The 13,137-nt window shown below is 35.5% G+C and carries 13 protein-coding genes, 1 pseudogene and 1 riboswitch; of the genes and pseudogenes, 10 read left to right on the top strand and 4 right to left on the bottom strand.

Going from position 1 to position 13,137, the window contains the following annotated elements; genetic code table 11:
- Positions 1-291 precede the first annotated feature (291 nt).
- Together ACOMCU_RS07630 and lepB are read left to right on the top strand one after the other, a co-directional pair.
- On the top strand, positions 292-402 hold the full coding sequence (locus ACOMCU_RS07630; RefSeq protein ID WP_010860854.1) for a hypothetical protein: 111 nt from the start codon (positions 292-294) through the stop codon (positions 400-402).
- Positions 403-843: 441 nt separating this feature from the next.
- Complete coding sequence (lepB, locus tag ACOMCU_RS07635) at positions 844-1,401, top strand: signal peptidase I (protein WP_010860853.1); 558 nt, start codon at positions 844-846, stop codon at positions 1,399-1,401.
- Positions 1,402-1,541: 140 nt separating this feature from the next.
- On the opposite strand, the gene ACOMCU_RS07640 is transcribed toward lepB, so the two are convergent.
- The gene (locus tag ACOMCU_RS07640; RefSeq protein WP_010860852.1) at positions 1,542-1,748 is read right to left on the bottom strand and encodes a hypothetical protein; all 207 of its coding nucleotides are present in this window, start codon (positions 1,746-1,748) and stop codon (positions 1,542-1,544) included.
- 181 nt (positions 1,749-1,929) lie between these two features.
- A riboswitch (purine riboswitch) is annotated at positions 1,930-2,029 on the top strand.
- 64 nt (positions 2,030-2,093) lie between these two features.
- On the opposite strand from ACOMCU_RS07640, the gene ACOMCU_RS07645 reads away from it, so the two are divergent.
- From ACOMCU_RS07645 to ACOMCU_RS07655, 3 genes and pseudogenes are all read left to right on the top strand, one after another.
- Positions 2,094-3,263: an MFS transporter gene (locus ACOMCU_RS07645; RefSeq protein ID WP_010860851.1), complete on the top strand. Its 1,170-nt coding sequence runs from the start codon at positions 2,094-2,096 to the stop codon at positions 3,261-3,263.
- A gap of 217 nt (positions 3,264-3,480) precedes the next feature.
- Positions 3,481-3,637: pseudogene (locus tag ACOMCU_RS07650) on the top strand (IS5/IS1182 family transposase); the annotation flags it as partial.
- A gap of 290 nt (positions 3,638-3,927) precedes the next feature.
- On the top strand, positions 3,928-4,209 hold the full coding sequence (locus ACOMCU_RS07655) for a hypothetical protein (protein WP_010860850.1): 282 nt from the start codon (positions 3,928-3,930) through the stop codon (positions 4,207-4,209).
- Positions 4,210-4,473: 264 nt separating this feature from the next.
- Here ACOMCU_RS07655 and ACOMCU_RS07660 read toward each other — a convergent pair whose 3' ends face one another.
- Positions 4,474-4,968, bottom strand: a complete 495-nt coding sequence (locus ACOMCU_RS07660) for a DUF3231 family protein (protein WP_421049813.1) — start codon at positions 4,966-4,968, stop codon at positions 4,474-4,476.
- Between the two features lie 402 nt (positions 4,969-5,370).
- Positions 5,371-5,985: a cupin domain-containing protein gene (locus ACOMCU_RS07665; RefSeq protein WP_010860848.1), complete on the bottom strand. Its 615-nt coding sequence runs from the start codon at positions 5,983-5,985 to the stop codon at positions 5,371-5,373.
- A 397-nt stretch (positions 5,986-6,382) separates the two neighbouring features.
- Between ACOMCU_RS07665 and ACOMCU_RS07670 the strand changes: the two genes are divergently transcribed.
- Complete coding sequence (locus ACOMCU_RS07670; protein ID WP_421049814.1) at positions 6,383-6,877, top strand: SRPBCC family protein; 495 nt, start codon at positions 6,383-6,385, stop codon at positions 6,875-6,877.
- Between the two features lie 590 nt (positions 6,878-7,467).
- A complete protein-coding gene (locus ACOMCU_RS07675; protein ID WP_010860846.1) occupies positions 7,468-10,074 on the top strand; it encodes a cation-translocating P-type ATPase in 2,607 nt (868 codons plus the stop codon).
- Positions 10,075-10,206: 132 nt separating this feature from the next.
- On the opposite strand, the gene ACOMCU_RS07680 is transcribed toward ACOMCU_RS07675, so the two are convergent.
- Entirely contained in the window at positions 10,207-10,791 is a 585-nt protein-coding gene (locus ACOMCU_RS07680; protein WP_421049815.1) for a hypothetical protein, read from the bottom strand.
- Positions 10,792-11,526: 735 nt separating this feature from the next.
- On the opposite strand from ACOMCU_RS07680, the gene ACOMCU_RS07685 reads away from it, so the two are divergent.
- From ACOMCU_RS07685 to ACOMCU_RS07695, 3 genes are all read left to right on the top strand, one after another.
- Entirely contained in the window at positions 11,527-12,111 is a 585-nt protein-coding gene (locus ACOMCU_RS07685) for a hypothetical protein (RefSeq protein ID WP_010859525.1), read from the top strand.
- Between the two features lie 96 nt (positions 12,112-12,207).
- Positions 12,208-12,642: a GNAT family N-acetyltransferase gene (locus ACOMCU_RS07690; RefSeq protein ID WP_010859524.1), complete on the top strand. Its 435-nt coding sequence runs from the start codon at positions 12,208-12,210 to the stop codon at positions 12,640-12,642.
- A gap of 12 nt (positions 12,643-12,654) precedes the next feature.
- Entirely contained in the window at positions 12,655-13,134 is a 480-nt protein-coding gene (locus ACOMCU_RS07695) for a nucleoside 2-deoxyribosyltransferase (protein WP_010859523.1), read from the top strand.
- The last annotated feature ends 3 nt before the right edge of the window (positions 13,135-13,137 follow it).

Consider the following 13,137-nt stretch of genomic DNA (forward strand, 5'->3'; position numbering starts at 1 on the left):
TAAAAATGTTGATCATGGGGGAGGGAGATTCATGAATGGGAGGACCCAGGTGCTTAGGTATACAGCTCTAAATAACTGCATGCAAGGCTATATACCTAAACGCAAGGTACGAAAAAGTCCAATCAAATCAGCTATGCGAAATTTACAACTACTTTGTCTAAAAATTTTCATGTAATAAAAAAATCATTCAGGTAGGATGCGTGCCTAGTTGAATGATTTTTTTGTTTCGTTTGAAATATCAGAAAATTTGGTGTATAATACAATTATCAGATGGTTAAGGGAGTGATAGTAATGATGATAGGTACCATTTTATTGGCAATCGCATTGCCTATCGGTATTGTATTAGCAGTAGATTTGTTTAATGAACAGCATCACTCTGCTACGCAAAGTAACCATTCATAATTTTCTAACATAATAAAATGAAAAATAAGAAGACAAAAGGTTTCGGGAATGACTAGCATTCCGAAACCTTTTGATTTTTTCTGTGATGTTCATTAAATGACGTAATCGTCTGACGCATAGAATGAATACCAAATACATATTGAATAAACGTTATTTTAACTGGAACAAAAGGATCCATACTTGATCGCCTAGCTTTACGTACACGAGTTGGTTGGAGCGTAAGCGGCGACTTCTGCGGGAAAAGCATGAGCGAAAAGGCCCTGCAAGAGCGTAGCGACGAGGAGACTGAAGCCATGCCGCGAAAAGCGTCCGCTGTAGCGGAAAGCAACGGTTTCATATAGATACTTCTATTTTTTATGAAAAAGAAACATTTTGGGCTGAAAAGCGTCACTAAACTATAGAAAATGCTATACTAGAAGAAAACAGTATCGGGGAATGAGTATGCAAGAAGAAAAAACGAGTTTTAAAAAAGAAGTACTATCCTACATTAAAATTATTGTAATTACAGCACTTGTCGTATTGGGTTGTAAACAATTTTTATTTGCCCCCATTAAAGTACAAGGTGCTTCAATGTACCCAACATACGAGGATAAGGATATTATCATTGTCAGTAAAATAAGTAAAATTGAACGCTTTGATCAAATTGTCTTCCAATCGCCAACTGAGGACGAATTATACATAAAGCGTGTAATTGGACTACCTGGGGATACAGTAGAAATGAAAGACGATGTTTTATATGTTAATGGTAAAGCTTATAAAGAAGATTATGTCAATCGTCAAACAGATGATCCTAATCAATTACGTATTACGGAGAATTTTACTTTAGAGGGACTAGTCGATGAGAACAAAGTGCCTGAAGGTATGTATTTTGTGCTCGGTGATAATCGCTTAAAAAGTTATGATAGCCGTCATTACGGTTTGATTTCTAAAGATGCAGTATATGGCGAATCAAAAGTAACTGTCTACCCATTCAAACATTTTCATATTGGTGGTAAATAACTTTGGGACCAGCAGTTCCTAAAAAAGTAACCGTATGACTTTTGAATGGTCATTCAAATTAATAGATCTAAATAATTCGTCTTTTAATAAAGAGGTCCACTCAGATAGTATCTTGAGTAGGCCTCTTTTTGCTAGCTCATTTACTTTTCAGGTAAAGCTTTACAAACTGTATAAGTTGGATAATGAGCGCAAACTTTGGCATTTTCAACCGTTTCTTTAATTGGGGTTTGTTGTTTGTCCACATCAGAAAATTGACTAGATGGTTCATCTGCCGTAAATTCCTCTAGTGCTGGCTCCACACCGTAAAACAGCCCTAAAAAATAGCATACTAAACCTACTATACGCAAACAACCACCTCCCTATTAAAACGTTATATATTACTATCTATGGTCAAATGCTGAAAATTATAAGCAATATTAGAAAAAAAGACCTTTGAATGAAAAAGCAGGAACAAACAGGGAGATGAAAGTGAAGTAAGAATTGCGTTATAAAAAATGTTGTAAGAAAAAATACAATATGCTAATATAGCTAAAGTAAAATAATTTGATATGTATAACCTCAATAATATGGATTGAGGGTCTCTACCAGGAACCATAAAATCCTGACTACAAAAATTATGCTTTCATTTTTGTAGTCAGGATTTTTTTATAAATTGACCCGTACAAGATGGAAGCAATAGAAGGGTTGATTTGATGAATTGGAGAGTTTTTATACTGGCTGCTACTACTTTTGCAGTCGGATTAGTGGAGTTAATTGTAGGTGGGATACTACCCCATATTGCCGATGATTTAAATGTATCATTAGCGACAGCAGGACAGCTTATTACTATTTTTGCGTTAGTGTATGCAATTTCTGCTCCTGTACTTTTGTCATTAACGGCAAAAGTAGAAAGGAAACGCCTGTATCTGATTGCCTTATTTGTATTTACTTTAGGTAATATTATGACTTACTTTAGTGCTACATTTTTAACAGTAATGATTGCTAGAATTGTAACAGCAATGAGTACAGCATTGGTGATTGTTCTATCTCTCACAATTACAACAAAAATTGTAGAGCCAAGACATCGCGCAAAAGCATTAGGACTTATTTTTATCGGTGTAAGTTCCTCACTTGTAATAGGTGTTCCGATGGGGATATTTGTGACAGAAGCATTTGGCTGGCGTGCTGTTTTCTTAGGGATAGCACTACTTTCAAGTGTTTCAATGATACTGATTTTTTTACTGCTAGAAAAAATGCCGGTTGTAGAGGTTACGCCATTAAAAGTTCAAATAAAATCATTAGCCAATTTAAAAATATCGAGTGCGCATTTAACGACTCTATTTATGCTGGCGGGTCATTACATGCTCTATGCTTACTTCACGCCATTTTTAGTAGAAGCATTTCATTTGGATTCATCATGGATTAGCATTTGTTATCTAATATTTGGGATAGCGTCAGTAAGTGGCAATGCTATTGGTGGTTGGTTAAGTGACAATTTAGGTTCTGGTAAGGCTATTGTAATTGTTATTTCGTCATTCGCAATTGTACTATTTTCAATTCCTTATACAATTGTGGCTTTCCCGCTCTTTCTGATCGTCACAGTTTTGTGGGGAGCACTAAGTTGGGCTCTTACGCCGCCTTTACAAAACTATTTAATTCAAACGGACCCTAAAACATCTGATATTCAACAGAGCTTAAATACTGCGGCTTTACAAATCGGTATATCAATCGGCTCAGCAGTTGGTGGAGCGCTGTTTGCGATGACTGGTTCTGTTATGGAATTAGCAAGATTTGGTGCTGTCTTAGTTTTATGTGCTTTAGGGACTGCAGTTTTTTCTTTGAAAAGAGCGCCACTATCACAAGAAAATCCGACTTCTCATTAATTTATGATGCCGTTGATTTCCGGTACGACGGACGCTTTTCGCGGGCATGACTTCAGTCTCCTCGTCGCTACGCGCCTGCGGGGCCTTTTCGCTCATGCTATTCCCGCAGAAGTCGCCGCCTGCGCTCCAATCAACTAGTGTCATCTATAAATGATTGAGGTGATGGATAAAATGACGAGAAATAGTAATAGTGAACCAAATCCATTAGAAATGCTGACATCGGAAAATTATTGAACGTCCTATTTGGGCGCATCATGTGGAAGAATCCGATCATTTACGTCATTAAAGTGATATGAAACAAATCTACTCACGTCGAAAAGAAACGATTGAACGTAATTGTGGATGCGACAGAAAAGCATGGTATGCGTTGGACATAGTAATGTCCGGAAATGTAAAAAAATAGGTGTTCTTAGCGTACTTCTATCGTTAATTTGTGACTTCTCATTAATTTAGAAGTTTAAGTTTATTGGTTTATCATTGCATACTAGCACAAGTCAATAGTACTTTTGATGAATGCGGAAAGCCATTAACACAAATAGAGTTAGAATTCCCTTTTCTAAAAAATTGATAGGGACAAATGAGAGTTACCTCCGTTTTTATATTGGAAAGAAGGATTCTTTTAGATGGGAATCGAATGTAAAGATAGAGGGAGGCTGGTAAATAAATGCAGGTAGATTTAACTGAATTTGATGGATTAAATGTGCAAATTGTTGCGACGATTGACCAAACGCTTTATCGAAACGTTGGTGCTGTTATCTTATACGAGGAGGACTCACACATTTTATCTGTACGAAAACTGAAACGAAAAATCGCTGATCAATATATACCAACAGACGAACTCCAAAACTTTACATTTGATTCAAAAGCAGCTGCCATAAAATTTACACACAAGCTTACTAGAATGAGTGCGCTCGATTATTTATTAGTAACAAACAGAGATAAATAAAAAAATAATATCACCAATATATGTAATAGGGCTGCCTTTAGGTAGTCTTTTTTCTTTAGAGCATTGTCAGAATAAAAGGCTAAAGTTCTGATATTTATCGGTCTGGTACTTGCGGGACTGAAGAATAAAGCTAGCATTGTACTAGTTTTGCTCAATGAATTGAAATGACCTCGGGAAGTAACGCTAACCAGAACAAGCCGCGTCTCGAAAAAAGACACGACTGAAAGTTCTAAGATCTATTTGAGTTAGGACGGATGGTTAGCATTACGATATAGCAGAAGGAACAGGCAACCAACCTTTATCTTTGCTAAGTTGTATTAGCTTTGCACCCAGTATGGCATTCTTCATATGAATTTGACCAAACAACCTAGTTAAATTAACCTGAGTAGACGTTTCCATCGCATGGGTAGATGCAATTAATGCAGAAGCAATATTCATGGATAAAACGGCACTAATTTCTGTATCATTCACTTTTTTACCGCCTCGAATATCCCTGAGTTGCATCGTAAGATTTTCACAGGGCATAGGAGGAATAGCTATGTTATTTTCTGTTAATAAATGTTCTAGTTGCTTGTTGTCATCTTTCAAGACTTCAATAAATTCCACAAGGATCGCTCTCAAATCTTTATCCAAAGCATACTTGTAAAACGAGTGATTCGCAGCTATATAGCCATTGTTTAAACTGAGATGTGTCCATATCGTAAATAACTCATTAAAACGTAATGATAGAGATGGTAGATTTTTTTTGAAATAAGCCATAGTTACACTTCCTAATTCATATTATAGTTTTTTTATATGAGAATAGGATGGGCTATAAAAATATATTTTATTCAACTTTTTTTAAAAAAAGGATTATTTTGGGTGTGAAAATAGTGCGAAGCGCGATTGAAACTTCTTTTTATTTTTAAGTTGTTATGCTACTATTTTTGCTTATTACGTTTATCAGTAACAATGCAAGGATTCTAAGAAATAAAATATGCAATATTGTGTTGTAAATCTCCTAATACATACGTTGGCATTAAATAATCGGTATTTTTTGTGGTGTATAAAATGTTTAAATTCGATTGATAATATAGTCGGTTACTTAGCCAAACACTATCATTTTTATATGTAGTTGCTCTCAAAAAGCTGTAGCAAAGCTAGAAGCTACAGCGGAGAGCATTATTGTGACCCATATGGATTACCGTATGGATATGGGTAGTGATAAGGATTCATTTGCTGTTGATAGGTATTTATATAAGGGTTGGTTTGGGGTGTAGAAGTCGGATTCTGATTTCGGTGACAATTATTAGCAGGGCCAATATATGTTGACGGTACAACGGGAGCGATTGTTTTCTTCCACTGATTTTCGTCTAAACAATAAGTGTGTGCCATTACATTTGCTGGCGTAAATTTCAAAATATCTGAACCTAAAATTACTTCTGGTGTTGGAGCGTCAAAAATGGCAAGTAAATGTGTATTATCAGTTGTAGCAATTTCATAGTGCCACCAGCCTTGTGGTACATTCGCAACTTGACCTGGTCGAATGGGGTAGTTTTGAATTTGCTTTGTGAATGGATTAAGTATTGAGACAGTTGCAGCCCCGGAGACACAATAGACAAGTTCCCCAGCATTTTGATGATAATGTGGCTCAACTACATTATTTGTACTAAGAAAAATATCTAGTAACGATACATTTTCAAGTGTATTTAACTGTTCAACGCCTAGAATGTTGATAAAATTCTGATTGTCCTTTTTAAATAGAGGACTTTTATTTACATCAAATGTGAACTGCATCGATGGTGAAGTGTAATCAATATTCGAACTAATAATTTACATCCTTTCCGAATGATTTAGATGTTCATCACTAGTACAGGATATGTATAGAGCTTTTATAGCAATAAACGAATGCCCATTTCATTTGTGTAGGTTACGTTATCGTATAGGATGATTGGTGTGTGAATGGATAAGTGAACAGTTCAAGATGACTAATATCACTAATTCAGTTGAATAAGAGTAAGGCATCAATTATAGGTTAAACATGCTAATAATATCATCTACACTTTGGCATATTCAATAAGAAGTGATATTGTTCGTATGATGTCGCTGGAAGAACGCGCATAGTTGCACTTTATGAGCAATTTTGCAGTAACCATTTTGTTATGCTTGAAAACTATTGAAAGGGAGCAATAGGATGAACAATTATTCAACAACTACTTTAACAATGACAAGAATTTTTGATGTAGTACCTGAAAGAGTATTTGATGCATGGCTGCATCCTGAGATGATGAGGAAATGGTTTTTTACATTAGAAGAGACAAATATTGTCGCGCAAAATAATCCAATGGGCGGCAAATGGGAAATGATTGATCGACGAGATGGTAAAGGTTATCGCGCGATAGGTGAGTATTTAGAAATAGATCCTCCAGTGAAATTAGTATTTACGTTCAAAATGCCACAGTTTAGTGAATCACAAGATACCATTACAGTGGAACTAACAAAACTTCAGCAAGGTTGTAAAATGACATTTTCACAAGTTATCTACGTACCTCATGATGAAAATTGGACTAAAGCTGATATTGAAATAGCACTTGGAGAGTATCACGATGGAACTGAACATGGTTGGAATTTAATGTTTATGGGACTTAAGGAATTAGTCGAGACTGGGGAAGTTAGCTATAAAGGGTAACTGTTTCCCAGTATCGGTAAAAGCAAATGACAGCGGTTTTTTTGATTACAAGCTCTTTTTTTATCCCAACAAGAGATAGTTAAATGTGCAAAAGTTCTCTTATGGTTATTGAAGTAACCTTAAGAGAATATAAACGGTGGTTTGTTGTAGTCTTTGACTATGACAAGCCATATTTTTTGTATAAACGCAATTCCTAGTATAAAGTGTCCCCGTGAAGTGCTCTCAAAAAGCTTGATAATTCTTTCGTTATGGCGAGTCTATATTATATTCTCACTAATCTAACAAATAATTTAATTTCTATATCAATTATTATCATACTGGAATACAACAAGGAATAATATTGAGTATTACGGAGATGGAGAACCACATGGAGGGCTATAACAAAAGAAATGTAAGCTATCAAATTGTATATGCAGGATAAAGATATGTTTACTACTAGAACATAAATAAATATTCCGTTTCCTCTATCTCCCTTTTGTTTTGACAGTCTTTATAGGATATGAGAGACACTATAGTAAGTAGGTAAAATAGTGCAGTTTCTTTTTAATGAGCACGATGGTCTAGTAATTACACACTGGAAGGGGAATCAAATGGCACAATATCATCAACATTTATCAGATGAAGTCATGGCACAGTTGAACGTAACAAATCAAGGATTGAGTGATGAAGACGTCCAAAAGCGACAAGAAGTATACGGGTATAATAAATTGGCGGAAGGAAAAAAAATAAGTACATTCGCGGTTTTCTTCGGACAGTTTAAAGATTTATTAGTCATTATTTTAATTGTTGCTGCTGTTATCTCATTACTATTAGGTGAAGTAGAAAGTACTATTGTCATTATGATTGTCGTTTTTTTAAATGCAATCTTGGGCACAATACAGCATGTCAAGGCAGAACAGTCTTTGGACAATCTAAAAGCTTTGACCTCTCCAGTTGCAAAAGTGATGCGAAATAATCAGATAGTAGAGATTTCATCAAAGGACATTGTGGTTGGTGATATTCTTTTTTTAGAGGCTGGAGATTATATCAATGCTGATGGCAGATTATTAGAAAGTCATAATTTGCATATAAATGAAAGTTCGTTGACAGGTGAGTCATTAGCTGTAGCGAAAAGTACAGCGCCCATTAAAGAACATCAAATAACCATCGCTGATAAAAAAAATATGGTTTTCACCGGTTGTTTTGTTACGAATGGACGTGGCACTGTAATTGTCACAGCTATTGGGATGGAAACAGAAATAGGGAAAATTGCAAACTTATTGGATACGGCAAAAGAGAAAAAAACACCTCTACAAGTGAGTCTAGATCAATTTGGTGAAAAATTAGCATTAGGTATTACGATGATTTGTGTCGTCATTTTTACGATTGACCTTATTCGAGGACGGGAGTTAGTAGAATCATTTATGTTTGCAGTTTCACTTGCAGTGGCGGCAATTCCAGAAGCATTAAGTTCAATTGTTACCATCGTACTGGCTTTTGGGACACAAAAAATGGCGAAAGAAAATGCCATCATACGAAAGCTTTATGCTGTTGAAAGTCTGGGAAGTGTTTCTGTTATTTGTTCAGATAAAACAGGAACTTTAACTGAAAATAAAATGATTGTTCAACAAGTATATGTTGATCAAAAAGTCATACCGCATGATCAACTACATACAGAAAATGCGATGCAGAAAAAACTTATTGTAAAAGCATTGTTATGTAATAACGCCTTGGGAAGTGATCAGAAAGAAATAGGAGACCCCACTGAAATTGCACTCGTGAAATTAGGGAAGCAGTACGGTTTTGACGAGTTAATGCTAAGAGAGCACTATCCAAGAGTGGCAGAACTTCCTTTTGATTCAGACAGAAAGCTAATGAGTACAGTGCATCATATCGATCAGAAAAATATTATGATTACTAAGGGAGCATTAGATGTTCTACTATCTAAAATTGTAAAAATCGAAACGGCTAAAGGAAGTATTGATATTACAGAAGAACAGCGTAAAAAAATTGAAGAAGTGAATCGTAACTTTTCTATGAATGGTTTAAGGGTATTAGCAATTGCTTACAAGGAGATGAAGGCAAGTCAAACGCTTAATGTAGAACATGAAAGAGATTTAATTTTCGTTGGATTAACGGCGATGATGGATCCTCCGAGGAAAGAATCAAAAGCTGCTGTTGAAAGTTGCATAAAAGCTGGTATTAAACCAGTTATGATTACTGGTGACCATAAAATAACAGCAACTGCTATTGCTAAACAAATTGGTATATTAAAAGACCCTTCAGAAGCAATCGAAGGATATGAAATTGAAGGTTTAACGGATCGGCAACTACAAGAATTGGTTCCAGCTCTCTCTGTCTACGCACGAGTAACACCGGAGCAGAAAATTCGCATCGTTAAAGCTTGGCAGGAAAAAGGAAATGTAGTTGCTATGACCGGAGATGGGGTCAATGATGGTCCTGCTTTAAAACAAGCTGATATCGGTGTGGCAATGGGAATTACCGGTACTGAGGTAGCGAAAGATGCATCCTCAATGATCTTAACGGATGATAATTTTTCAACAATTGTCAAGGCTATTTCGAATGGGAGAAGCCTTTATACGAACATTAAAAACGCCATTCTATTCTTATTATCAGGCAATGCAGGTGCAATTTTTGTTGTATTATATGCTACGGTATTAGGCTTGCCAGTTCCCTTTGCACCCGTGCATCTATTATTTATTAACTTGCTTACTGATAGTTTGCCAGCGATTGCAATCGGTTTAGAGCCTCACAATAAAAAGACAATGAAGGACAAGCCTAGAAATATTCACACACCATTACTGAATAAAGCTTTTACTACCCAAGTGATGCTTGAAGGATTATTAATTGCTATCTCTACAATTATTGCTTTTCGCATAGGTTTGTCAACCGGAGATACTCTAACGGCAACCACAATGGCCTTTACAACCTTATGTTTGTCAAGATTAGTACATGGCTTTAACTCCCGATCGAAAGAATCGCTCTTCACAATTGGTGTATTTTCTAATAAATATACGTGGCTAGCATTTTTAATAGGATTTTTAAGTCTACATTTAGTATTATTTGTTCCATCGTTTACGGGTATGTTCGAGGTGGCAACATTAAGTGGCGCACAATTAGGTTTAATTTATAGCTTGTCCTGCATGCCATTTTTAGTTAATCAGTGGGTTAAACTGCTGTTTGTGAGAAGTAAATAATGCCATTTCAAAGCATTTTATAAAAAGTCACTCATTGTTTACATTATGAGTGATCTTTTTGCTGTTTAGGACACTATTGAGGGATATTAATATTAAAAAGCCTCTTCCATAGGGGAAGAGACCCAGTAAAAGTTACGCCACAGAATTTCTTTTGATAATAGCGGCGATTTTTTGACAGTCGATGACAATTGGCGTAGCTGCAGCAGCGTCTCCTACTTCAAGGAAGTACGCACAACAATTTTTCGGGTCTAAGGCTAAGAAATAAACATAAAGGAAACTACCGCCGCCTGCTAATAGGACGTCAACTAAAGTTCCTGGCTCAAAGCGTTTTAATAGATTACAAACGCAACCTTTACAGTCATGATCTTTATGTTTTTCATCATGTTTGCACTCACATTTGTCGTGTTTACACTCGTGTTCCCATTTATCTTTTTTGCACTCACATTTGTCGTGTTTACACTCGTGTTCCCATTTATCTTTTTTGCACTCACATTTGTCGTGTTTACGCTCGTGTTCCCATTTATCTTTTTTGCACTCACATTTGTCGTGTTTACGCTCGTGTTCCCATTTATCTTTTTTGCACCCACATTTGTCGTGTTTACAATCACATTTGTGATATTCGTAATAATATTTTTTAGATTCGCAATGACATTTGTCAAATTTATTGAAAGTATTAAAATCCCAATTCATGTGTTTCATATATCTATTATCTTCCATTTTTTAATCTCCCTTTTTGTTAGTTCTGGCCAGCGCTAGCCTTACAATACTAATCTATGATTTGAAAATGAAAGGTGATTGGTAATATGTCCATGAAAACAGAACTTAATAAATTTTTTACTAAGAAAATTGAAATAGTTTGAATACCTAATTGAAATGAATGCTAAGACAATGGAGATCTAACGGAGTACAGGGAGATAGATTTTTTAGTTTATTGCAACAAAAATACCTATTAACTCCATTTTTATGATAAATAAAAAATCATTTTAGAAAAAGAACCCTTATTTAGTAATTTTATAGAATGTCTTGTTTAACTATAATCATTTCAGTTTTTTCGCATTTTAGCAATAATTACTCTACAATATGGTTAATATTTTGGACGGTTTATTCAACAATATAAGTAGTGATTAATCAACAACGATTGTTTGCTAAGAGAATTCAGAAAGCATTGATTTAGCCTATGCAGCCGTCAAGAATCTCTTACCCCAGGAACTCCATAAAAAAATTGTGTGTACCTCAAAATCCTCCACATAAGAATAAAATTTTAGACATATAAATAAAGGTGGCGAAAAATTAAGACTTTTAAAACTTTGATAGAATCGAATCTATCATTAATAAAATACAATCATGATAAAAATTAAGGAAATCTTCAGGTACTAGCAGTAAAAACTTAAGATTTAAATTGTATAATAGAAATAATAGAAAATACGAAACTAAATGAAGAGCTGATACGTATTGCTAATAGCTGAGAAAATTGAAGTAGGTGAAGATATGGCATATACCATTTACATAGTATTAACAAAAACCGGCACATTATTGTCAAAAGCTATCGGAATGTATACGGGAAAAGAGATGAATCATGCATCTGTTGCATTTGATGAAGGCCTTTTTGAAATGTATAGCTTTGGGCGAAGACAATTAAATAACCCATTAAGTGGTGGGTTTTTAAGAGAAGATGCAGAATTAGGGCTGTTTGAAGCTGCTGACTGCGTTATTTATCGCTGTAAAGTTTCGCATTATCAGTATTTAGAAATGATGAAAATCGTTCAATATATGTATTGGAATCGAGAACGTTATAAATATAATTTCATCGGCTTATTTGGTGTTATGGTGCAAAAAGAAGTGAGAAGAGAGCGTGCCTATTTTTGTTCTCAATTTGTGGCGATGCTGTTAAAAGCTGGAGGGTTAAAGGTTTATCAAAATCCGGCTTTAATGACACCACATTGCATCGCACAATTGCCTTATTTAGAGGAAGTATTTGCTGGGAAGCTTGCAAACTATTTACATGCAGTACGCGAGCCAGCAATTTTGTATGGTTAAATTGACGCGATGGCTGGATCGAAATAATTTTGTCCTTTCTAATGTAAGTTGCCCTTTTCTGCTATAATGGGAAACTGGAGACGAGGTGGTAGAGAAATGCATATTGTTGTTATTGATGGTATGCCCTATGCCTGGCTAGACCAATTACAGTTGATTCATGCTCATGTTTTCGACGGGAATAAGCTTTCATTGGAAAAAATGGAAAGTAAAAAAGGGCTATTATGTCTATTTGCAGTAGAACAAGACGAAATTATTGGCTTTAAGCTTGGCTATGAACAACCCGACGGTGTTTTTTATAGCTGGCTAGGCGGTGTTCATGAGAGAATGCGTGGTCAAGGAATTGCCAGTCAATTAATGAACAAGCAACACGACAGACTGCAATTACTTGGCTATAAAAAGGTACGTACATATGGTAGAAATACAAAGAAAGCAATGCTTATTACAAATATTAAGCATGAATTTGACATTGTGTCTACATTTGTTGATGAAAAGGGTCGACATAAAATTATTTTTGAAAAATCATTACTTTAAGGAGTTCATAGTATGAAAGCATATTTAGCAAACGGCTTATTTTCGTTAGGAGATCGTTTAGTCAACGAACAACTTGCGGCAGCAATTCGACAGGCCGTACCAGGCATTGAATTATATGTACCACAGGAGAATGATGCAATTAATGATAAAACAGCCTATGCGGATAGTTTAGCGATTGCAGAGGCTGATTTAATGATGCTGCAAAGTAGCGATGTTTTAGTGGCGGTTTTAGACGGTGTAGAAATAGATTCAGGTGTCGCAGCTGAAATTGGTGCTTTTTCTATGCTTAATCGTCCAATCGTTGGCGTATTTACAGATGTTCGTCAGCAAGGGCGAGAAAACATGATGAAAATAGAAGCACTTGTCCGAGATGGTATCGAAAATCAGTTTGTCTATCGTAATTTATTTGTAATAGGCCTGATTAAGCGTAATGGTATAATCGCTTCTTCAATTGAAGATGCTGTTAAAGCAATTCAAAAGTTGAACTTCTAGGAG

It is taken from the genome of Lysinibacillus sp. UGB7 (genome assembly GCF_049058285.1).
Lineage (GTDB): Bacteria > Bacillota > Bacilli > Bacillales_A > Planococcaceae > Lysinibacillus > Lysinibacillus sphaericus_B.